Below are 19,787 nucleotides of genomic sequence, written 5' to 3'. Positions count from 1 at the left end.
TCACACGTTCAGGATTGACCCGTCCGCCGATGCCAGATTAACTGTATATGCATACAGTTTGCATTGGACTTTCTCTCATGACCATCACCTTCCTGGGCGCGCCACGTGGCAGCTCTGAACCACTTCCGATTTATTCGTATTACGTTCCGGCCGGTTTTCCGTCGCCTGCCGCGGATCATCTTGAGGGCTACATATCCCTCGATGAGTTATTCGACATCCGCGCACCGCATGTGTATCTGGTGAAAGTGGAGGGTGACAGCATGCAAGGCGCTGGCATCTATTCGGGCGATATCGTGGTGGTGGACCGGGGGCGCGAAGCCGAGCACGGGGATATCGTGATTGCGGCCATCAACAGTGAGCCCGTTTGCAAGCGCCTGCACCGACGTGACGGTGTGGTGATCTTGAAGTCCGAGAACCGAGCCTACCCCCCGCGCTATGTCATGGAGGGTGATGATCTGCTCATTTGGGGCGTGGTGCGCTATAGCGTCCGCGATCATGCGCAGTGAGCCAATATTTGCGCTGATCGACTGCAACGCGTTCTACGCCAGCTGTGAGCGCGTATTTCGGCCTGATCTGGCGAAGACGCCGATCGTGGTGCTGAGCAACAACGACGGTTGTGTCATTGCCCGGTCCTATGACGCCAAGCCATTCGTGAAAATGGGCGAGCCTTATTTTCAGGCGCGGGAAAAACTCCGTCGGCACGGTGTGGTGGCATTCAGTAGCAATTACGCGCTGTATGGCGACATGAGCGAGCGGGTGATGACGCTGATCGAAGCGATGGTGCCTGCCACCGAGGTCTACAGCATCGACGAATGTTTCGCTGAGCTCACGGGCATGACCCAGGACTTGACGTTGTTCGGGCACCGGCTGCGCTTGCGCATTGCCCAGTGCACCGGCATCCCTGTCGGTGTAGGTATCGCACGTACCAAGACCTTGGCCAAGCTGGCCAACCACACTGCCAAGCGACTGCAGAGCCACACTGGCGGCGTTGTGGACATCACCGACCCGGTAAAACGGGATTGGGTGCTACGCAATACTGCGGTCAAGGAGGTGTGGGGTATTGGGCGCAAGATGACGGCGCACCTGGAGGCCATGGGCATTCGAACGGCGATGGACTTGGCCCGCGCCGATGCCTGGACGTTACGGCAACGCTTCAACGTGGTGGTGGAAAAGACGGCCAGGGAACTGGCAGGCACGCCTTGCCTGGAGCTGGACGATGTCGAACCGCCCAAGCAGGAAATCTGCAGCAGCCGAATGTTCGGCACGCGCCTGAGCGAGTTGGCGCCGATCAAGCAGGCAGTGGCCACGTACGTCGGCCGTGCCGCCGAAAAGCTCAGGGCCCAGGGATCGGTGTGCAAGCGCATGCGGGTGAGCATCCGCACGGGCATGTTCAACCCGAACGAAGTGCACCATGCTCAAGGCGCATGGGTGGAGCTTCCCTATCCGACCTGCGACACGTTGCTGATGACCCAGCTGGCTACCGATGCCGTGGAGCGCATCTTTCGGCCGGGGCTTCGTTACAGCAAGGCGGAGGTGTTGCTGATGGACCTGCGTCAACCGGGTGATTTTTCGGGGGACTTGTTCGCCTCAAGGCAATCGGCGGCCTGCGATCGTCTCATGGAAGTACTGGACAGCATCAATGAGCGTTGGGGCAGGGGGACGGTCCGTGCAGCCAGCGTGCCAGCCGCGCCGGAATGGGGCATGAAACGGGAGATGATGAGCCAGTCCTACACCACCCGAATCGATCAACTATGGACCATCAGGGGTTGAGTGCGAAGCGGCTTGACGCTGACGAGCGGGCGCGACGGAGGCTTGGCGGTTGCAGGATTGTCAGACAATGGCGATTGTGCCCGCAGTTTTGTCTGTTCATCCCTGTAAAAAACGATCAACGCCGTGTCGCAATAATCGCTTTCTTTCAGATTTGGCTGATATATTTCGCCCCTTGCCGCAGTGTGGCTCAATATTCAGCAGGTTTTAATGAAACACGTTAGCGCGTCTGGCCATGAGGCCTCTCACCCGCCGGTGCAGGCCATTCTGAGTGCTCCTGGGGTGTGGGTAGAGCCGCCGAATATCCGCAGGGGCGGTGAGAGCGGTGTATTGAAGGTCGAGCTCGACGGCTTCACGTTCTACAAGAAGCAGCAGGTCGGCCATATCTACCGTAGCCTTGTGCACCCGTTCGGCTATCCGACAGTGGCCCGTGAGGCCAAGGCGCTGCGTGCCGCTGCCGCGCTGGGCGTCGCTACGCCATTGCTGCTGCACAGCGACGTCCACAAGCAGGACGGTGAGTGGCGTGCGGTGATGGTCACGGCAGCGCTGGACGGTTATGTATCGCTTGAAGACTTTTACCTCCAAGGCCTGGACAAGACCATCGAGCCCAAGCTACACCACGACATTCTTGAAGCGTATGGGCGTGCACTGGCCACGCTGAACCTTGGCCGCTGGCAGCATGGTTGCCTGTACTTGAAGCATGTGTTCGTCGCCTTCGACGAGTCGGGCATCAAGATCGCGTTGCTGGATTTCGAGAAAGCCAGGCAGCGGCTGACCGCAATGAAAGCCAGCCGCCACGACCTACGACAGGTCAAGCGCAGGTCTGACTGGGCAACGGCCGAGTGGGAGGCGTTTTGCAAAGGTTATCGGCAGGTGTTCGGCAGGGATGTGGAGCGATTCCTCTGACGGCATGTGAAGTGTCGGGGCTGCGAAGCGTTGATTGCAGCGGCAATAGGCGGCTTCGCTTACAAACGTTCTTCACCAGGTAGAGGGCTTGCTTGCAGCGCTCAAAAAGGGCTGTAAAAAAGCTTTAAAACCCCGTCTCAGGTCAATTTTCTGGCCTGACGCCTCCCGTAGTCTGTCTGTCTTTCAATCACGGAAGGCAGACGACATTTCATGGAACGAACCCTCGATATACAGCCACTCTCGGCTGAACAAATCCCCCTGTCCATCAACGGCACGGCCGTGACTGCCGCCCCGGGCGAAACTGTTCTAAGTGTGCTCAACGCCGTGGGCGTGCGTCAGCTCGCCCTCAACGACCATGGCCAGGTCAGCGGCGCTTTCTGCGGCATGGGCGTATGCCATTGCTGCCTGGTCGCTATCGATGGACGCCCCAAGCGGCGCGCCTGTCAGACGCTGGTGCGGGCCGGCATGCGCGTCGAAACCCAAGTCAATCCGATTGTCGGGGAGGCGCGGGTATGAGCGGGCATCCAGTCATTGTCGGAGGGGGGTCGGCGGGGATGGCTGCCGCCATCGAGTTGGTGGACGCGGGCGTGCGCTGCACGCTGATCGACGAGGCATCGCGCCCCGGCGGGGTGGTCTATCGTGGCCCGCTGCGCGCAGGTGTCGACCTGGGCTACCTGGGCGCTCGCTACAGCAAGGCTCTGGGTAAACTGCACACCGACTTCGCCGCCCGTGCGCAGTCTATCGACCTGCGGCTCAATAGCCGTGTCGTGGGCGGTGATGACCATAGCCTGGTAGTACTCGACGAGCAGGAACAGTTGCAGTCGCTGGCCTTCGAGCAACTGATCCTGGCAGCCGGTTGCCATGAGCGCAATGTGCCGTTCCCGGGCTGGACCCTGCCGGGCGTCATGCTGCTCGGCGGGTTGCAGCTGCAGATCAAAAGTAACGTGGTCAAGCCATTGGGTACGACCCTGATCGCTGGTACAGGCCCGTTACTGCCGTTGGTTGCCTGTCAGTTGCACGCCGCCGGTGCCAAGGTGGCGGGGGTGTACGAGGCCTGTGCGTTCAACCGTATCGCACGCCAGAGCCTGGCGCTGATGAACAAGCCCCAGTTGTTCCTCGACGGCCTGAGCATGCTGGCCTACCTGAAGCTGCACGGCATTCCCATGCACTATGGCTGGGGCGTGGTCGAGGCGCGGGGCGAAGGTGAGTTGACCGAAGTCAGCGTGGCGCCCTACGACGATGCCTGGAAAGCGGACATGACCCATGTGCGTCGCGAGTCGGTGCAGACGCTGGCGGTAGGCTACGGCTTCATCCCGCGTACGCAGCTTAGCCAGCAATTAGGGCTTGCCCATGGTTACAGCACCGATGGCTACCTGCGCGCCGAGTGCAACGTATGGCAGCAAAGCAGCCTGGAGCATATTCACCTGGCAGGCGACATGGCCGGCATACGCGGAGGGGAGGCAGCAATGCTGACCGGACGCATCGCGGCTGTGTCAATTCTGCAGCAGCGTGGCGTGCTGAACGCTGCGCAGGCCATTGAACGGCGCGAGCGTTACCTGGGCCAGTTGGCAAGCATCAAGCGTTTTCGCTCTGGCGTCGAGCGCTATACCGCGCGGGGGCCAGCACAGGTCGAGCTGCCACAGGCTGACACGGTGATTTGCCGCTGTGAGCAGGTGACGCGCGAGGCCATCGACCTGGCATTGGAGCAGGGGGTTCAGGATATGGCCGGGCTGAAGATGCGCACGCGGGTGAGCATGGGGGACTGCCAGGGACGCATGTGCGTGGGCTATTGCAGCGATCGCCTGCGCGCCGCGACGGGGCGTGCTGACGTAGGCTGGTTGCGGCCGCGATTCCCGGTAGACCCGGTACCGTTTTCGGCATTCAAGCACGCAGGCACGGAGGCCTGACATGAACAAGACCTATGACATCGTGATTGCCGGTGCCGGTGTAATCGGCGCGTCCTGCGCGTACCAGCTGTCCAAGCGCGGCAACCTGCGCATTGCCCTGATCGACGACAAGCGGCCCGGCAATGCCACACGTGCTTCGGCAGGCGGGCTGTGGGCCATCGGCGAATCGGTGGGCCTGGGCTGCGGGGTGATTTTCTTTCGCATGCTGTCTTCCCAGGCCAAGCGCCAAGCTCACGGTGCGGCGGTGGCCGTGGACTCGAGCACCCCGCACATCCTGCCGCAATGTTTCTTCGATCTGGCGTTGCAGTCCAATGCGCTTTATCCGCAATTGCACCAGGAGCTGATCGAGCGCCACGGGGTGGACTTCAAGTTCGAGCGCACTGGACTCAAGTACGTGATCCAGGACGATGAGGATCAGCTTTACGCCGAGCACATCGTCAAGCACATCCCTCATCTGCAGTCACAGATCCGCTGGCTGGACCGCCAGGCACTTCGCAAGGCGGAGCCATCGGTCACCGAAAACGCGCACGGTGCGCTGGAGTTTCTCTGCGACCACCAGCTCAGCCCGTTTCGCCTGGGGGACGCCTACATGGAAGGCGCACGGCAAAATGGCGTCGACTTGTATCTCAACACGCGTGTCACTGGCGTGTTGCATCAGGGCGGACGCATCAAAGGGGTTCGTACCGAACAGGCCGGTGACTTCCATTGCGACACCCTGATCAATGCGGCCGGCGCCTGGGCTGCCGAATTGAGTGAGTGGGCCACGGGCACGTCCATCCCCGTCAAACCTGTCAAGGGGCAGATCGTGTTGACCGAGCGCCTACCCAAGCTGCTTGATGGGTGCATCACCACCAGTGACTGCTACATGGCGCAAAAGGACAATGGGGAGATTCTCATCGGGAGCACCACCGAGGAGAAAGGCTTCGATGTCACCACGACTTTCCCGGAGATCAGCAGCCTGGTCCAGGGCGCCATACGCTGCGTCCCGGCACTCGAACAGGTCAACCTCAAGCGTACCTGGGCCGGCCTGCGGCCAGGCTCGCCCGATGAGCTACCCATCCTCGGGCCCGTGGATGAGATGCCGGGTTATTTCAACGCCTGCGGGCATTTCCGCACCGGGGTGCTGACCTCGGCAATCACGGGGGTAATGCTGGACAAGGTGGTCCACGAGGAGGCTTTGCCATTGGACATCACCCCGTTTCTGGCGCAGCGGTTCAGCAAGGTGGCGCTGCCGGCGTGAGAGGGCCTGGCGGGCCGTGTGAAAGCGGCTCGCCAGGCTGTGCGTCAGGCAATGCGTGAAGATGTGCTGATCGATTTGGCCATGGCAAAGGGTGCGGCAGACGCCAAGGCGCAAACCCTTGATTCGGGTGGTCGCCGCTAGCCACTGAACGGTCAATTCAGTGGCGCCAGTGTGTTCAGTTTTGCCGCGGAGGACGACTGTCGAATGCAAACTAACGTGCGCTCATTGCCCCTCTGCACCCGACAATTCCTGCCGCACGATTGCAGCGCCTGCTGTCAGTGCGCGCAATTTGCCTTGGGCAACCGAGCGGGGCAGGGGCGCCATGCCGCAATTGGTGCATGGGTAGAGCTTGTCGGCGTCCACGAATGCCAGCGCCTTGCGCAGCGTATCGGCAACGGCCTCGGGTGTTTCGATAGCGTGCGTGGCCACATCGATTGCGCCGACCATGACTTTCTTGCCGCGGATCAACTCGATAAGGTCCATGGGTACGCGTGAGTTCTGGCATTCCAACGACACGATGTCGATACTCGATTGCTGAAGTTTGGGAAACGCCTTTTCATACTGGCGCCATTCGGCACCCAGGGTTTTCTTCCAGTCAGTGTTGGCCTTGATCCCGTAGCCGTAGCAGATATGCACTGCTGTCTCGCATTTGAGGCCTTCCAACGCCCGCTCGAGCGTGGCGATGCCCCAGTCGTTCACTTCATCGAAGAACACGTTGAAGGCGGGTTCGTCGAACTGGATGATGTCGACACCTGCAGCTTCCAGCTCTCTGGCTTCCTGGTTGAGCAGCACGGCAAACTCCCATGCGAGCTTTTCGCGGCTCTTGTAGTGGCTGTCGTAAAGCGTGTCGATCATGGTCATGGGCCCTGGGAGCGCCCACTTGATAGGCTGTCGAGTCTGCGCGCGCAAGAACCTGGCATCGTCGACGAACACGGGCTTGCGCCTGGCCACGGTACCTACCACTGTCGGAACGCTGGCGTCGTAGCGATCACGGATGCGCACAGTCTGCCGGTTCTCGAAGTCCACGCCGCTCAGGTGCTCGATGAACGTGGTCACGAAATGTTGACGCGTCTGTTCGCCGTCACTGACGATGTCTATCCCGGCGCTCGACTGTTCGTGCAGCGCCAGGCACAGTGCGTCCTGCTTGCCTTCGAGCAAGGCATCGCCGTGCAGTTTCCAAGGTGACCAGAGGGTTTCGGGCTGAGCCAGCCAGGTCGGCTTGGGCAAGCTGCCAGCGGTAGAGGTGGGGAGCAATGTGTTCATGAAATTCGACCTTGTGCGAGGAGGCGATCAACCTGCGAAGTGTGCAGACCATTGTTCGAGCAGCGTGTGGTAAGGCTTGATGAAGTGGGCCTCAGCGAACGTTCCTTGTTCAACGGCCAAACGGCTGCGCTCTACACGGTCGTAAACAATGCGCGTCAAAGAGTAGTCTTCGTGTTGCAGGCTAGGCTGATACGTGGCGCCGGCCGTTGCATTGGCGTTATAAATTTCGGGACGATAGATTTTCTGAAAGGTTTCCATCGTGCTCAAGCTGCTGATCAGTTCCAATGAGGTGTAGTCATTGAGCAAGTCGCCCGAACAGTACAAGGCCAGCGGCGCCCGGCTGCCTGCAGGCATGAAATAACGAACACGCAAGCCCATTTGCTTGAGATAAGCATCGGTCAATGAATAGTCATCCTGCCGGTACTCTTGGCCCAACACGGGGTGGTCATGCCCCGTGCGCTGATAGGTTCTGCTACTTGACACGCTCAGGCAAATGACCGGTGGCTTGATAAAGTGTTGCTGGTAAACCGATGAGCCCACAAACCCTTTGAAAAGTTTACCGTGCAGCACGCCAAAATCGGCAGGGGCACTGAAGTCCGGGCGGTGGACGTTATAGGCGGGCAGCACGATGCTGAAATCGTAATCGCGCACATAGGACGAAAAGTTGTTGCCGGCTATGCCCGGCAAACGCTGGCCGGTGTGATGATCAATGACGGCAGTGGACAGTATTTCGATCAAGGGCAGCGGCGTATGCGTGACCTCGGTTGTAAAGTGAATGTACACCGATACGATATCCAGCTCTACGGTGTAGCGGTCACCGGCAGGGTTGTCCCAGTGGGCCAGCGCGTTGAAGCGATTATTGATCATGCCCAGTGTGTGGCGAAGGTTCTGTTCGCGAAGTGAACCCCTTGCCAAGTTGGCAAAGTTGGTGGTCAGCCGCGTGTTTTCGCACGGGCAATAATGTTCGTCAAATCGCGTGCGTTTGAGCGAGTAGGTAATGGCTTGATGCGTCATGAGTATTGAGGTCCACTCGTTGAGTCTGTCCCTGTAAAGTGGGGGTCATCTTAGAGTGAGCGCACAGGTATCCCTACTGAATTGATTTCAGCACAGGATCAAGAGGACTCATGAAGCCAGGCGCACGCGTCAGCCTTCAGGAAGGCTGACGCCACAGACAAAGTCATTCGAGCCCAGGCGATGAGCGCCATATTCCACCACATACCCACTCCCTCGACGTTGGGCTTCGATGTGGGCCGTACGCTGGTCAGCGTAGACGTCGACAAAATGCCACGGATGACGATCTCTCAACACGCCCCAGCCCAGTACCCACCCTGGCTTGTGTGGATCAGCAGGCAGGTTCCTCTTAATACTACGGATACTCATTCGAGACTCCCGTGGCGACCGGTTAACGCGTTGGCTCAACAGGTGTAAAGGATGGTGTATGACGCATCGCACCTGGGTACGATCACGACGGGTTTTTCGAACAACTGGTTGCCGTGAATGGTCGTCGTGAAGTGCGCCTTCTCCAGACGTGCCCAGAGGCCCAGATCATGTATTTCAATGCGCGTAGCAACACGAGCTTGATGGCTGAGTTCGTGTTGGATGCGCGTTACAACATCACTCGCTTCTTCTTCTGTCATGACGATTACTCCGGTTGAGCAGAAACGTCCACGTCCCATAGAACCTGGACCTTGAACGGGGACTCCTGTGTAAGTAGAGCGCAATACTTCGCTGTTGGTGACCTTCTCCGACGAACGTAGCAGCGCCTTGATAACTGTTCGAGGCGCGTGGAGATCATGGCTGATGTGGAGGCGGGGACAGATAAACACAGCAGGGACTGCTAGTCTCAAGGTACCTGTTGATCGCTTTGGCTGAACCTCGCGCGGCAGTGGGGGTCATCAAGTAAGAGACCCACGATTTATTGCGTTTTGCGTTGCCAGTTTCTGAAAGGTTGGCTCGCTATGATCAGGCTCATCAGGTGAACACCTTCCGCAAAGGAGTCAGGCAATGGACTATTCCAGTATGGTCGAATCTTTGAACAAGATGCTCAAGGCGGCATCGGACGAGCGTGAGCGTGCGCAGGCGTGTGCAAAGGCCAAAGACGCCTGTGAGAAACCGCGTGCAGAAGCGGAGGAAGCCGAGGTCATGGCGCAGTTGCCAGGATCTCAGGTCTGGGTCTATGAAGGGCGCAGCAGAAAAGCGACGACGTCGGCCTATGCGGTGCGAGGTCATGGCCGTTGAGCACGGCGCTCAGCGGTCTGCAGCCACCCTTGCAGTGGCTGGCGACCCCGATGAACAGGGCCGCTGCCCGCTGCACACAGCTTGAGTGGAGGGCCTCGTTCAGCCCTCGAACTGGATCACCATCCGGCCCTTGATGCGCCCATCGAGCATCTCTTCGAAGATCTGATTGATGTCTTCGATGGGGCGCAGGCTGACCTTTGGCACCACCTTGCCTTCGGCAGCAAATTGAAAGGCCTCTTGCAGGTCCTGGCGCGTGCCCACCAGCGAACCGATGACCTCAATGCCATCGAGCACCAAGCGCGGGATATTCAGGTTCATCGCTTCTGACGGTAGCCCCACGGCCACCAGCCGCCCACCGGCACGCAGAGCATCGACGGCCGAATCGAAGGCGCCCTTGGCCACGGCGGTAACCACAGCGGCATGGGCGCCACCGGTCTGGGCCTGGATGACCTTGGCAGCATCCTGGCTGGAGGGGTTGATGGTAAGATCGGCTCCCATTTCAGTCGCGAAGCGCAGTTGCTCTTCGTTGACATCAATCGCAATGACCTTGGCGTTGAAGACGTTCTTGGCGTACTGCAGTGCCAGGTTGCCCAGCCCGCCGAGGCCGTAGATTGCGATCCACTGGCCGGGACGAATGTTGGACGTCTTGACTGCCTTGTACGTGGTCACGCCTGCGCAGGTGATACTGCTGGCCGCAGCGGACGATAGCCCTTCCGGTACCTTTACCGAGTAGTCGGCCTTGACGATACAGGCCTCGGCCATGCCACCGTCTACGGTGTAACCGGCGTTCTTGACCTGCCGGCACAGCGTTTCATTGCCGCTGGTGCAATACTCGCAGTGGCCGCAGCCCTCATAGAACCAGGCCACGCTGGCGCGATCGCCCGGTTTGAGGGACGTTACGCCAGGACCGACGTCCTGCACCACGCCAATGCCTTCATGGCCCAGCACAACACCCGTCTTGTCGCCGAAGTCACCGTTCTTGACGTGCAAATCAGTGTGGCAAACGCCGCAACACTGCATTTTCAGCAGGGCCTCGCCGTATTCGAGAGGGCGAACATGTTTTTCGACCACCTCAACGCGACCGCCTGGGGCTACGACAGCAGCTTTCATACGAACCTCCGTGTCTATTCGGTTGACTTGAAGCTAGCCCATGCAGAATAGCGCCCGCTTGCAAGTGGAAAACTGCCGCAGGTGATAGGAAGGCGGTGGCGTTGAGGGCGGCGACAAAAAGAAAAGCCCGCGGCAAGAATGCGGCGGGCTGCAAGAACATACGGAGCACGGTCAGAGTGCCAAGGCGAATGTGATCATTTCGTGAAGAGAAGGTGATGGGTACGTCGTACGTGAAGAAAATGTGCGACTGGGCAGTGGCAGGCCCTGCTGACCGACAAAAAAATGCCCGCCAGGAACGAGCGGGCCAACAACGTCTTGAAGGGAGAGCTCCTACGTTGAACGCAGGGCGTTAACCTGGGATTAAGTCACTGCGGCGTTGACCGCAGAAGCCGTTGAGCCTATACAGGCGTGCCACTTGAATCGAGGCTCATTATGCGCGACGACGACCTGCACGAACCTGAGCATGATCATTTGCTGGATCATGAATTTCACGATGAACAAGACGCGCTCGAGCCGGATGCCCATGGGGCGCAAGACGAGATCGAGATGCCATCGCTTGACGCGCTGGAAGAAGAAGAGCGCGATCATCCTGCGTGGTTCGACGACTGCGAGGATGAGTGATGGCGGGCCAGCAAAAGACAGGCAACAAAAAAGGCGCCTTGGGCGCCTTCTTCAGGATGTGGTGCGAGTGGCGGGACTCGAACCCGCAAGGCTCACGCCGACAGATTTTAAGTCTGCTGTGTATACCAATTCCACCACACTCGCACGCTTGAAAGGGCCACGGGGGCCGGCTCACTTCAGACAGAAGGGCTGTGCAATCAAGGCGGCTTTATAACCCACCGTTATAGCAGAGTCAACCTTGGCTGCCATATTCCGCACATCGCATCCCATCACACCTGGCCGATTGACAGTGTCATGAGCTTGGCCCAATGTTAGCCAAGTCACTGGATGTGATGGTCGGGCCGACGACTGCGCAATGAAGGTGAACAGCGTGCGTCAAGGTCTGAGCTCTAGCCGTTTGGATGATGTTCACCTGCCGTGCCGATGGAGCTCGCATGGTTTCAACTGATTGCCAGGTCAATTCAGATATGCCTGCTCATCGTTACGAGCAATTGGTCCAGTCGGTGGTGGACTACGCCATCTACATGCTCGATACCACCGGCCATATCGCCTCGTGGAATGCGGGCGCCCAGAGGATCAAGGGCTATAGCGCCGATGAAGTGGTGGGGCGTCATTTTTCCCTGTTCTTCACGCCTGAAGACTGCGCCGAAGGCAAGCCTGAGCAGTTGTTGCGTCAAGCGCTCGAACAGGGGGTGTCGCGGCATGAAGGGTGGCGCCAGCGCAAAGACGGCACGCGCTTCTGGGCATTGGTGGCCCTCGATGTGGTTCGCGATGACCAAGGCCAGGTCGTCGGGCTTGCCAAGGTCACGCGGGACATTACCGACCGCCGTGAGTCAGCGATGCAACTGGACGCCGTCAGAGCGCAGCTGTTCGAGGCTCAGAAGCTCGAGGCGCTGGGTCAGTTGACCGGTGGCCTGGCACATGATTTCAACAACCTGCTGACCATTATCCTCAGCTCTGCACGCTTGGCCCTTGCCGCCCCGGACCCAGAGCGCGTTCAGCGCATGCTGCACAACATTCTGGAAGCTGGCCAGCGCGGCACCGACCTGACCCGTCAGCTGCTCAGCTTTGCGCGTCATCGCAAGCTCGAGGTGACCTGTATAGAGCCGGCCAAACTGATCGACGCCACTCATGGATTGCTTGTTCACGCACTGCCCAGTTCGGTCACACTGGATGCGCGAGTGCAGCCCGATCTTCCCATCATCGAAGTGGATGCTGGTCAGTTGCAAATGGTGTTGCTCAACCTGCTGTTCAATGCCCGGGATGCTATAGCCGAGGAAGGCCGCATCGTGCTGACCGTCGAAGCGGTGTCGCTGACAGGTGAGGTCGATGGCCTGCACGGCCACTTCGTGTGCTTCGAGGTGCAAGACAGCGGCGAGGGCATGGCGGCGGAGGTACAGCCACGTATTTTCGAACCCTTTTTCACCACTAAACCCTTCGGTCAGGGCACCGGCCTGGGCCTGAGCCAGGTGTACGGATTTGCCAGGCAAAGCGGCGGTGCCATCAGCGTGCAAAGCGAGCTGGGGGTCGGCACGTGCATGCGGCTGTATTTGCCCGTTCATTCAAGCCAGCCAGTTACCGAGCCGTGAGGGGCACAGCATGACTCAGACACTCAAGCGATTGTTGACAGGTATCGACGGGCTCGATGCCCTGCTCAAAGGTGGGTTGGTGGCGGGTGCGTCGTACATCGTGCAGGGCCCACCTGGCGCAGGCAAGACCATTCTGGCCAACCAACTGGCCTGCGAGCATGTGCGCAAGGGGGGCCGGGCGCTGGTGGCAACGTTGCTCAGCGAGTCCCATGAGCGGCTATTTCAATACTTGGGCACGCTGGACTTCTTCGACCCCTCGATGGTCGGCGATCAGATCCAGTTCGTCAGCGCCTTCGACACCCTGGAGCAGGATGGCCTTGATGCCGTGGTCAGGTTGCTGAGGCAGGAGATCAGTCGACACAAGGCCAGCCTGCTCATCGTCGATGGCGTACTCAATGCCCGCCTACGTGCCGAAACATCGCTCGATACCAAAAAATTCGTCTCGGCGCTGCAAGGTCATGCAGCCTTTGCTGGCTGCACCGTACTGTTGTTGACCAGTGCGCGGCTCGAAGAAGGCAGCCCTGAACACACGATGGTCGACGGCGTGATCGAACTGGGTGAGCAGATGATGGGTAGCCGCGCCGTTCGCACGATTCAGTTGCGCAAGACACGTGGCAGTGGAGCCTTGTCCGGGCGTCACGAGTGCCTGATCGACGATACCGGTGTGAGGGTGTTTCCGCGTCTGGAGTCGTTGTTCGCCAAGCCCAGTGCGCCCGCTAGTGCGGTTGCATCACGGATCAGCAGTGGTGTGTCGACGCTCGACGACATGCTCGATGGCGGACTGTCCTGCGCCTCTGTAACGCTTCTGATCGGCCCGTCGGGCATTGGCAAGACCTCGCTTGGCATGGCGTTTCTGGCGGCCAGCACACCCCAGGCGCCCGGCTTGCATTTCGGTTTCTACGAATCACCCGATCGCCTGCGCATCAAGGCGGCTTCGCTGGGGTACGACTTTGCAGCCATGGAACAGACCCAGAGCTTGACACTGTGCTGGGAGCCTTGTACGCAGGTGCTGCTGGATCAGCTGGGTGCGCGCTTGATCGAACAGGTGCAGGCAACCGGGGCCAAGCGAGTCCTTATCGACAGCCTGGGCGCATGGAGCCGCCTGTCCACGGAGCCTGACCGTCTGAATGCCTTTTTTCGCGCGTTGACCGGAGAGCTGCGCAATCGAGAGGTGAGTGTGATGCTGACCTGGGAAATGCGCGATATCTTTGGTGCGGAGATCACTGCGCCAGCGCCCGATTTATCAAGCATCGTCGACAACCTGGTGTTGATGCGATTCGTTGAGCACGACGGCACCTTGCGCCGAATGCTCTCCATCCTGAAAGTACGCGACAGTGCTCACGACGCGTCTTTGCATGAGCTTGTAATCGCATCGTCTGGGATCTCACTGCGTAGAGCGTTCGAAGGCACCAGCGGGGCCCTTTCTGGCACAGCTGTGCCGCAAGGGAGCCTTTAGGTTTCTCTTACATGAAGACTGTGCTGATCGTCGACGACGAATACCTGATAGCCGAGATCTTGGGTTTTGCCCTGGAAGACGAAGGGTATGCGATCGAAAAGGCGAGTAACGGCCAGAAAGCGCTGGAGGTACTCAAACGCGTACAGGTGCAGTTGGTCATCACCGACTACATGATGCCCGTGCTCAATGGTCAGGAGCTGGTACGTGCCATGCGGGCAGATCCTGCCTTGCGAACGCTGCCGGTCATCCTCATGAGCGGCGCCCAGGCCAGCGAGGGATGCCCGACATTATTCGCGGCAGTGTTCGACAAGCCATTCGACATGGGCGAGATGATTGCGACCGTGCGTGGCCTACTGAAGGGCTAAGGCTGTGGGCGCATCCCTGCAGCCCGCTTGAATGATCGGTGTCAATCGTCCTGCTTCTCAGGGGCCGGATTGCCGGCCTGGATGCGTTTGAAGATCTCCTCGCGGTGCACTTGAACGTCCTTGGGTGCGTCGATGCCTATTCTCACCTGCATCCCTTTGACGCCCAGAATGGTGACTTTGATGTCATCGTTGATGACGATGCTCTCGCCAACCTTACGGGTGAGTATCAGCATGTACTTCTCCTTGGTGATAAAAAAGTCCGCAGGCCATGTGCGCTAGCGGTGGGAGCCTATCCCTTTTCCTTCCATTAAAGACGCTTTAGAAGCCTAGTAATTCCCAAAATGTCAAAATCTATGGCACGAAGAAGGGATGCGAACAGCCAGCTACCGTATAAAGGATTTGTAGGACAAGGTGCTCTGTCGGGAAGGATAGTGGGGGCCTCGTTCAATAGGAAATACCTTTGCATCATGGAGTGGATAGACAAGCTCAATGTGCGGCCTGCTGTTCCAATGCCTTGAGAAAGACCAGCAAAGCGACCTCTTCCGGGTCCAGCCCCTTGCGCACTCGGCTCTTGGGCAAGGCGGCCAGCCGCCCGAGTGTGTAATGCTCCAGCACCGCTGGGTGGATATAGCAGCGTCGGCACACGGCGGGGGTGTTGCCCAGGCGCGAGGCGACTTGTTTGACAATGGCAGCGACCTGGCGCTTGGCCTCGGTTTCAGGCTCCCAGGCCAAGGGTCTGAGCAGGTCCAACGCAAGACTGCTGCCGGCCCAGGTACGGTAGTCCTTGGCCGTGAAGTCGGCGCCAGTCAACTGTTGCAAAAACTGATTGATGTCGCTCGAACCAATGCTGTGACGCTGGCCATCGGCATCCAGATACTGGAACAGCGCTTGGCCGGGCAGTTCCATGCAACGCTTCAGCAAGGCCGCCAAGCGTCGGTCACGCAGCGTCACATCGTGCTCGACGCCACGCTTGCCACGGAACTGAAAGCGGATGGTACTGCCCTTGACCTCTACATGTCGATTGCGCAGGGTCGTCAGCCCATAGGACTTGTTGTCGCGCATGTAGCGCTGGTTGCCAATGCGGATGAGGGTATGGTCCAGCAGGCTGACTACCAGGGCCATGACCTTTTCACGGTCAAGGCCCGGTCGTGACAAGTGGGTTTCCAATTGTGAGCGCAGCTTTGGCAATGCCTGGGCGAAGGCGAGCATTCGGCCGTATTTGTGCTGGTCACGGGTTTCACGCCATTGGGCATGATAGCGGTACTGCTTGCGGCCACGGGCATCGCGGCCAGTGGCCTGCAAGTGCCCTTGCGGGTCGGCGCATATCCAGACATCGGTATAGGCCGGTGGGATCACCAGTGCGGCGATACGTGCCAGTGTTTCAGGGTCGCGGACCCGTTCACCATTGGCGTCCAGGTAGATGAAGCGGTCGCGCCAGCGGCGACGAGTCAAGCCGGGCTGGCTGTCGTCGACGTAATGCAGGGTTTCGGGAAGCGGGCAGTCGAGCATGGGCGGCAGGCCTCGATCAAGTCACTGATCAATGGACAACGGCCGCTTGGCCGTTGCTCCATTTCTGCGCGTCAGCTCAGCAATGCAACCGATTTGATCTGTGCATACAGGCGCTGGCCTGGGTGTACCCCAAGCTGGTCCGCCGAGAAACGCGTAATACGGGCGAGCAGGGTGCTGCCGTCGGCATCCAGGCTGACCAATAAATGGGCTGGGTTGTCGGCAGCGTGGGTGGCGCGTACCTGAACCTGCACTCGGTTGAGGATGCTTGAGGTGCCGTCGGCGGTGAGCGCCAGGCTGACATCGCGAGCGTGGACCTTGACCCTCAAGGCGCTGCCCAGGGCCCGGATGGGGTGTGCGAAACGTAGTACGAGCCCGTTGTTGCCAGGCAAGCGCAGTTCAAGCAGGTCGTAGTGCGGGTCATGGCCTGTCACCTGGCCTTCGAGCACCACGCCGGCATCCTCGCCCTGAGCCAACGATAAGTCCAGACGCGCCAAGGTAGGGGCAACCGGGCCGCTCGCTACCACACGTCCATGCTCCAGCAGCACGACGTGGTCAGCCAGCCGCGCCACTTCGTCCTGTGCGTGGCTGACATAAACCACAGGCACGTCCAGTTCCTCGTGCAGGCGCTCGAGGTAAGGCAGGATTTCACGCTTGCGGGGCCCGTCCAAGGCAGCCAGGGGCTCATCCATCAGCAGCAGCCGGGGGCTGCTGAGCAGCGCGCGGGCAATCCCGACGCGTTGCGCCTCGCCACCCGATAGCGTCGAGGGCCGGCGCGCCAGCAGGTGGCCGATGCCCAGCAGCTCGCTGGCGTGTTCCAGGTCCACCTTGCGCTGGGTCCACGGCACACGGCGCCAGCCGAACTCCAGGTTGCCACGCACGGTCAGGTGCGCGAACAGGCTGGGCTCCTGGAAGACGTAGCCCACCGGGCGCTGATGGGGCGGTAGAAAGACGCCACGAGCGGTGTCCTCCCAGACCTCGCCATTGATTTCCACATACGCTTGGCCAGGGCGCTCCAGCCCGGCCAGACAGCGCAGGCAACTGGTTTTGCCCGAGCCGGAGTGTCCAAACAATGCGCTGATACCGCGCCCTGGCAGTTGCAGGTCGACGTCCAGGGTGAAAGCGTCGCGTGCCAGTTTCAGGCGTGCCACGATCGAGTGCGTCATGTCAGTTCCAGCCCGCATTGCCGCGTCGGCCTGCGTACAGCAACAGCAGCACCAAGAAAGAGAACGCCAGCATGGCGCCTGCGAGCCAGTGCGCCTGGGTGTAGGCCATCGCCTCGACATGGTCGAAGATCTGCACGGATACCACGCGGGTCTTGTCTGGAATGTTGCCTCCGATCATCAACACGACACCAAACTCGCCTACGGTGTGGGCAAAACCCAGGATGCTGGCGGTGATGAAACCCGGACGGGCCAGTGGTAGCGCCACATGCACGAAACTGTCCCAGGGCCCGGCGCGCAGCGTGGCCGCCACTTCCATGGGGCGCTTGCCAATGGCGGCAAAAGCGTTTTGCAACGGCTGGACCACAAAGGGCATCGAGTAGATGACCGAGCCGATTACAAGGCCCGAGAAGCTGAACACCACATTGCCCAGGCCCAGTGCCGCAATCCCTTGGCCAAGCCAGCCATGCGGGCCTAGTGCAATCAGCAGGTAAAACCCGATCACCGTCGGCGGCAGCACCAAGGGCAGGGCAACGATGGCGCCTATCGGCCCGCGAAACCATGACCGCGTGCGTGCCAGCCACCAGGCAACAGGTGTGCCTACGATTAAAAGAATCAGGGTGGTCAGGCTGGCCAGCTTCAGGGTGAGCCAGATGGCGCCAAGGTCACTGGCATCGAGCGGCATCAGATTTCATAGCCATAGGCTTTGATCACCGCAGCTGCCTTGGGGCCCTTGAGGTAGTCCACCAAGGCCTTGGCAGCCGGGTTGTCCTTGCCTTTTTCCAGAATCACCGCGTCTTGACGAATGGGGTCGTGCAAGGAAGCCGGGACGATCCAGGCCGAACCGCTCTGCACCTTGCCATCTTTGAAGATCTGCGACAGCGCCACGAAGCCCAGTTCTGCGTTACCGGTAGAGACGAACTGGAAGGCTTGGGTGATATTTTGACCTTCTACCCATTTGTCGCGCGTCGCCTCGGTCAGCTTGAGCTTTTCTAGCACTTGCGTGGCCGCCAGGCCGTAAGGGGCGGTCTTCGGGTTGGCGAGCGCGAGGTGCTGGTATGCATTGCGCTGCAAGACTGCGCCCTTGTCATCCACATACCCAGGCTGGGCCGACCACAGGGCCAGCGTGCCGATGGCGTAGGTAAAGCGTGAGCCTGGCACGATGGCGTGCTCTTTCTCGAGCTTGGCCGGGGTGCTGTCGTCTGCGGCCAGGAACACTTCGAAAGGGGCACCGTTGTTGATCTGGGCATAGAACTGTCCGGTAGCGCCGTAGGCTGCAATCAGCTTATGGCCGGTGTCCTTCTCGAAGTCCTTGGCGATGGCCTGGATGGGTGCGGTGAAGTTGGCAGCGACAGCCACCTGGACCTCGTCGGCCCAGGCAGTGTTCAGGGTAATCAGGCTGGCGAGGGCGGCTAGGTAAGGCAGGCGAGAACGCATTGGGAAAGCTCCTGGTTTTCGTTATATGCCTGACTATATAGCGCTTCGCCAGTTGCTTGCAGCTGTTTTTATTGGATCGAGGCTCAAGCAAGGCACGGCGCGCTCGATCGGTCCGGTTAGCGGTTCAGACGAGCCAATGCCTTGTCTGCAATGTCACGGGTCAGGTCTGCAGCGGACAAGTGCCGGCCGAGGCGTAGTGCCTGGCCTGCCCAAAGGTTGCTGAAATCACTGCTGCCTTGGGCTTCAGTGATTGCCCGCAGTGGCATCAATGCGCCACCTGCGAGCGGAAACCGGGGTGCCTGCGCGCTCATGGGGCCCAGCTCGCGCATCAGGCGATTATGGATACCGCGGGCCGGGCGACCGGTGAACAGGTTGGTCAGGGCCGTGTCGCTGGCGGACGCGCTGTCCAGCACCTGCCGATGAAACGGCGACACGGTGGCTTCGGGGCAGAACAGGTAGGCGGTGCCGATCTGCACCGCAGAGGCACCCAATGCCAGTGCGGCCAGCACACCACGGTGATCGCCAATGCCACCGGCCGCAATCACCGGGACATCGACGGCATCGACCACCTGCGGCACCAGCGCAAGCGTACCGATTTGGGTGGTGATGTCTTCACTGAGGAACATGCCGCGATGCCCGCCAGCCTCATAACCCATGGCGATGATCGCATCACAGCCGCGATCCTGCAGCCAGCGTGCCTCTTCGACGGTTGTGGCACTGGACAGTACTCGGGCCCCACTGGCTTTGACCCTGCGCAGCAGGTCAGCCTGAGGCAGGCCGAAGTGAAAACTCACCACTTCAGGGCGCAGGTTCTCGACCAGCTGGCAGCTGTGTTCGTCGAAAGGCGCGCGGTTGGACACCGGTGCAGGTGCTTCGAAATCAGCCCCCAGCGTTCGATAGTAGGGCTCGAGCACCTGCTTCCAAGCGGTGAGGGCGTCAGCATCGGATGCCGGTACCTGATGGCAGAAGAAGTTCAGGTTCAGGGCGCGGCCAGGGCTGGCGGCTCGAAAGACACCGATTTGCTCGCGTACCTGCTGGTGCGTGAGCATGGCGCAAGGCAATGCGCCCAGCCCACCGGCCTGGCTTACCGCAATAGCCATCGCCGTACCTGATGCCCCGGCCATCGGCGCTTGAAGGATGGGCAGTTCGATACCCAGCAAATCGAGAACACGGCGATCGGGCCACTGGCTCATGCGACGCTCCTTCAGGCGCAATGGAT

Annotated in this window: 22 protein-coding genes and 1 tRNA gene; 11 read left to right on the top strand and 12 right to left on the bottom strand. The window is 60.0% G+C overall.

What is annotated here, in order from left to right; genetic code table 11:
- Positions 1 to 77: 77 nt before the first annotated feature.
- The 6 genes from NMB38_RS13050 to hcnC all read left to right on the top strand — a co-directional run bounded on the left by NMB38_RS13050 (position 78) and on the right by hcnC (position 5,820).
- Positions 78 to 506, top strand: a complete 429-nt coding sequence (locus NMB38_RS13050; protein ID WP_027916131.1) for a LexA family protein — start codon at positions 78 to 80, stop codon at positions 504 to 506.
- Positions 496 to 1,770: a translesion error-prone DNA polymerase V subunit UmuC gene (gene umuC, locus NMB38_RS13045; protein WP_028686450.1), complete on the top strand. Its 1,275-nt coding sequence runs from the start codon at positions 496 to 498 to the stop codon at positions 1,768 to 1,770. Before NMB38_RS13050 ends, umuC begins: the two co-directional genes overlap by 11 nt.
- Positions 1,771 to 1,977: 207 nt before the next feature.
- Positions 1,978 to 2,673, top strand: coding sequence for a lipopolysaccharide kinase InaA family protein (locus tag NMB38_RS13040; RefSeq protein ID WP_080992834.1), 696 nt, complete (start codon positions 1,978 to 1,980; stop codon positions 2,671 to 2,673).
- A gap of 210 nt (positions 2,674 to 2,883) precedes the next feature.
- Positions 2,884 to 3,189: a cyanide-forming glycine dehydrogenase subunit HcnA gene (hcnA, locus tag NMB38_RS13035; RefSeq protein WP_033736522.1), complete on the top strand. Its 306-nt coding sequence runs from the start codon at positions 2,884 to 2,886 to the stop codon at positions 3,187 to 3,189.
- Entirely contained in the window at positions 3,186 to 4,580 is a 1,395-nt protein-coding gene (gene hcnB, locus NMB38_RS13030; protein WP_028686448.1) for a cyanide-forming glycine dehydrogenase subunit HcnB, read from the top strand. The genes hcnA and hcnB overlap by 4 nt, the downstream gene beginning before the upstream one ends.
- A 1-nt stretch (position 4,581) precedes the next feature.
- Positions 4,582 to 5,820 carry a cyanide-forming glycine dehydrogenase subunit HcnC gene (gene hcnC, locus NMB38_RS13025; RefSeq protein ID WP_494354800.1) on the top strand — a complete coding sequence of 413 codons (1,239 nt, stop codon included), beginning with the start codon at positions 4,582 to 4,584 and terminating at the stop codon, positions 5,818 to 5,820.
- Positions 5,821 to 6,042: 222 nt separating this feature from the next.
- Here hcnC and NMB38_RS13020 read toward each other — a convergent pair whose 3' ends face one another.
- The 4 genes from NMB38_RS13020 to NMB38_RS13005 all read right to left on the bottom strand — a co-directional run bounded on the left by NMB38_RS13020 (position 6,043) and on the right by NMB38_RS13005 (position 8,720).
- Complete coding sequence (locus tag NMB38_RS13020; RefSeq protein WP_027916125.1) at positions 6,043 to 7,083, bottom strand: methionine synthase; 1,041 nt, start codon at positions 7,081 to 7,083, stop codon at positions 6,043 to 6,045.
- A gap of 27 nt (positions 7,084 to 7,110) precedes the next feature.
- Entirely contained in the window at positions 7,111 to 8,097 is a 987-nt protein-coding gene (locus NMB38_RS13015; RefSeq protein ID WP_494354799.1) for a DUF1852 domain-containing protein, read from the bottom strand.
- Between the two features lie 129 nt (positions 8,098 to 8,226).
- Complete coding sequence (locus NMB38_RS13010) at positions 8,227 to 8,463, bottom strand: hypothetical protein (protein ID WP_490806146.1); 237 nt, start codon at positions 8,461 to 8,463, stop codon at positions 8,227 to 8,229.
- Positions 8,464 to 8,498: 35 nt separating this feature from the next.
- Positions 8,499 to 8,720: a hypothetical protein gene (locus tag NMB38_RS13005; RefSeq protein ID WP_027916123.1), complete on the bottom strand. Its 222-nt coding sequence runs from the start codon at positions 8,718 to 8,720 to the stop codon at positions 8,499 to 8,501.
- A 367-nt stretch (positions 8,721 to 9,087) separates the two neighbouring features.
- On the opposite strand from NMB38_RS13005, the gene NMB38_RS13000 reads away from it, so the two are divergent.
- On the top strand, positions 9,088 to 9,321 hold the full coding sequence (locus tag NMB38_RS13000) for a hypothetical protein (RefSeq protein ID WP_088523180.1): 234 nt from the start codon (positions 9,088 to 9,090) through the stop codon (positions 9,319 to 9,321).
- A gap of 99 nt (positions 9,322 to 9,420) precedes the next feature.
- Here NMB38_RS13000 and adhP read toward each other — a convergent pair whose 3' ends face one another.
- Entirely contained in the window at positions 9,421 to 10,431 is a 1,011-nt protein-coding gene (adhP, locus tag NMB38_RS12995; RefSeq protein ID WP_028686444.1) for an alcohol dehydrogenase AdhP, read from the bottom strand.
- Between the two features lie 432 nt (positions 10,432 to 10,863).
- Between adhP and NMB38_RS12990 the strand changes: the two genes are divergently transcribed.
- Positions 10,864 to 11,052, top strand: coding sequence for a hypothetical protein (locus NMB38_RS12990; RefSeq protein ID WP_027916120.1), 189 nt, complete (start codon positions 10,864 to 10,866; stop codon positions 11,050 to 11,052).
- A 59-nt stretch (positions 11,053 to 11,111) separates the two neighbouring features.
- On the opposite strand, the gene NMB38_RS12985 is transcribed toward NMB38_RS12990, so the two are convergent.
- A tRNA-Leu gene (locus NMB38_RS12985) sits at positions 11,112 to 11,196 on the bottom strand.
- Positions 11,197 to 11,486: 290 nt separating this feature from the next.
- On the opposite strand from NMB38_RS12985, the gene NMB38_RS12980 reads away from it, so the two are divergent.
- From NMB38_RS12980 to NMB38_RS12970, 3 genes are read left to right on the top strand one after another with little or no spacing between them, the layout of a single operon-like run.
- Positions 11,487 to 12,641, top strand: coding sequence for a two-component system sensor histidine kinase NtrB (locus NMB38_RS12980; protein ID WP_027916119.1), 1,155 nt, complete (start codon positions 11,487 to 11,489; stop codon positions 12,639 to 12,641).
- Between the two features lie 10 nt (positions 12,642 to 12,651).
- Positions 12,652 to 14,097 carry an ATPase domain-containing protein gene (locus tag NMB38_RS12975; protein ID WP_028686443.1) on the top strand — a complete coding sequence of 482 codons (1,446 nt, stop codon included), beginning with the start codon at positions 12,652 to 12,654 and terminating at the stop codon, positions 14,095 to 14,097.
- A gap of 11 nt (positions 14,098 to 14,108) precedes the next feature.
- The gene (locus tag NMB38_RS12970) at positions 14,109 to 14,462 is read left to right on the top strand and encodes a response regulator (RefSeq protein WP_027916117.1); all 354 of its coding nucleotides are present in this window, start codon (positions 14,109 to 14,111) and stop codon (positions 14,460 to 14,462) included.
- Positions 14,463 to 14,503: 41 nt separating this feature from the next.
- On the opposite strand, the gene csrA is transcribed toward NMB38_RS12970, so the two are convergent.
- The 6 genes from csrA to NMB38_RS12940 all read right to left on the bottom strand — a co-directional run bounded on the left by csrA (position 14,504) and on the right by NMB38_RS12940 (position 19,761).
- Positions 14,504 to 14,695, bottom strand: coding sequence for a carbon storage regulator CsrA (gene csrA / locus NMB38_RS12965; RefSeq protein WP_027916116.1), 192 nt, complete (start codon positions 14,693 to 14,695; stop codon positions 14,504 to 14,506).
- Between the two features lie 253 nt (positions 14,696 to 14,948).
- Positions 14,949 to 15,971 (bottom strand): DNA topoisomerase IB, encoded by a 1,023-nt coding sequence (locus NMB38_RS12960; protein ID WP_027916115.1) that lies wholly within the window; start codon positions 15,969 to 15,971, stop codon positions 14,949 to 14,951.
- A 71-nt stretch (positions 15,972 to 16,042) separates the two neighbouring features.
- Positions 16,043 to 17,134 (bottom strand): molybdenum ABC transporter ATP-binding protein, encoded by a 1,092-nt coding sequence (gene modC, locus NMB38_RS12955; protein WP_028686440.1) that lies wholly within the window; start codon positions 17,132 to 17,134, stop codon positions 16,043 to 16,045.
- Between the two features lies 1 nt (position 17,135).
- Entirely contained in the window at positions 17,136 to 17,816 is a 681-nt protein-coding gene (gene modB, locus NMB38_RS12950) for a molybdate ABC transporter permease subunit (RefSeq protein ID WP_027916113.1), read from the bottom strand.
- On the bottom strand, positions 17,816 to 18,568 hold the full coding sequence (modA, locus tag NMB38_RS12945) for a molybdate ABC transporter substrate-binding protein (RefSeq protein WP_027916112.1): 753 nt from the start codon (positions 18,566 to 18,568) through the stop codon (positions 17,816 to 17,818). The genes modB and modA overlap by 1 nt, the downstream gene beginning before the upstream one ends.
- A 116-nt stretch (positions 18,569 to 18,684) precedes the next feature.
- The gene (locus NMB38_RS12940; protein WP_104926318.1) at positions 18,685 to 19,761 is read right to left on the bottom strand and encodes an NAD(P)H-dependent flavin oxidoreductase; all 1,077 of its coding nucleotides are present in this window, start codon (positions 19,759 to 19,761) and stop codon (positions 18,685 to 18,687) included.
- Between the last annotated feature and the right edge of the window lie 26 nt (positions 19,762 to 19,787).

The sequence above is a fragment of the Pseudomonas sp. FBCC-B35 genome (assembly GCF_059133755.1).
This window is presented reverse-complemented; position numbering and strand designations above follow the sequence as displayed.

What these genes read in the sequence shown, in the direction of transcription:
- NMB38_RS12940 (WP_104926318.1), bottom strand. Translation starts at nt 19,761, where the DNA reads ATGAGCCAGTGGCCCGATCGCCGTGTTCTCGATTTGCTGGGTATCGAA.
- modC (WP_028686440.1), bottom strand. Translation starts at nt 17,134, where the DNA reads ATGACGCACTCGATCGTGGCACGCCTGAAACTGGCACGCGACGCTTTC.
- modA (WP_027916112.1), bottom strand. Translation starts at nt 18,568, where the DNA reads ATGCGTTCTCGCCTGCCTTACCTAGCCGCCCTCGCCAGCCTGATTACC.
- NMB38_RS13020 (WP_027916125.1), bottom strand. Translation starts at nt 7,083, where the DNA reads ATGAACACATTGCTCCCCACCTCTACCGCTGGCAGCTTGCCCAAGCCG.
- NMB38_RS13010 (WP_490806146.1), bottom strand. Translation starts at nt 8,463, where the DNA reads ATGAGTATCCGTAGTATTAAGAGGAACCTGCCTGCTGATCCACACAAG.
- NMB38_RS12970 (WP_027916117.1), top strand. Translation starts at nt 14,109, where the DNA reads ATGAAGACTGTGCTGATCGTCGACGACGAATACCTGATAGCCGAGATC.
- umuC (WP_028686450.1), top strand. Translation starts at nt 496, where the DNA reads ATGCGCAGTGAGCCAATATTTGCGCTGATCGACTGCAACGCGTTCTAC.
- NMB38_RS12990 (WP_027916120.1), top strand. Translation starts at nt 10,864, where the DNA reads ATGCGCGACGACGACCTGCACGAACCTGAGCATGATCATTTGCTGGAT.
- adhP (WP_028686444.1), bottom strand. Translation starts at nt 10,431, where the DNA reads ATGAAAGCTGCTGTCGTAGCCCCAGGCGGTCGCGTTGAGGTGGTCGAA.
- NMB38_RS13005 (WP_027916123.1), bottom strand. Translation starts at nt 8,720, where the DNA reads ATGACAGAAGAAGAAGCGAGTGATGTTGTAACGCGCATCCAACACGAA.
- NMB38_RS13050 (WP_027916131.1), top strand. Translation starts at nt 78, where the DNA reads ATGACCATCACCTTCCTGGGCGCGCCACGTGGCAGCTCTGAACCACTT.
- hcnC (WP_494354800.1), top strand. Translation starts at nt 4,582, where the DNA reads ATGAACAAGACCTATGACATCGTGATTGCCGGTGCCGGTGTAATCGGC.
- modB (WP_027916113.1), bottom strand. Translation starts at nt 17,816, where the DNA reads ATGCCGCTCGATGCCAGTGACCTTGGCGCCATCTGGCTCACCCTGAAG.
- csrA (WP_027916116.1), bottom strand. Translation starts at nt 14,695, where the DNA reads ATGCTGATACTCACCCGTAAGGTTGGCGAGAGCATCGTCATCAACGAT.
- NMB38_RS13040 (WP_080992834.1), top strand. Translation starts at nt 1,978, where the DNA reads ATGAAACACGTTAGCGCGTCTGGCCATGAGGCCTCTCACCCGCCGGTG.
- NMB38_RS12960 (WP_027916115.1), bottom strand. Translation starts at nt 15,971, where the DNA reads ATGCTCGACTGCCCGCTTCCCGAAACCCTGCATTACGTCGACGACAGC.
- hcnB (WP_028686448.1), top strand. Translation starts at nt 3,186, where the DNA reads ATGAGCGGGCATCCAGTCATTGTCGGAGGGGGGTCGGCGGGGATGGCT.
- hcnA (WP_033736522.1), top strand. Translation starts at nt 2,884, where the DNA reads ATGGAACGAACCCTCGATATACAGCCACTCTCGGCTGAACAAATCCCC.
- NMB38_RS12975 (WP_028686443.1), top strand. Translation starts at nt 12,652, where the DNA reads ATGACTCAGACACTCAAGCGATTGTTGACAGGTATCGACGGGCTCGAT.
- NMB38_RS13000 (WP_088523180.1), top strand. Translation starts at nt 9,088, where the DNA reads ATGGACTATTCCAGTATGGTCGAATCTTTGAACAAGATGCTCAAGGCG.
- NMB38_RS13015 (WP_494354799.1), bottom strand. Translation starts at nt 8,097, where the DNA reads ATGACGCATCAAGCCATTACCTACTCGCTCAAACGCACGCGATTTGAC.
- NMB38_RS12980 (WP_027916119.1), top strand. Translation starts at nt 11,487, where the DNA reads ATGGTTTCAACTGATTGCCAGGTCAATTCAGATATGCCTGCTCATCGT.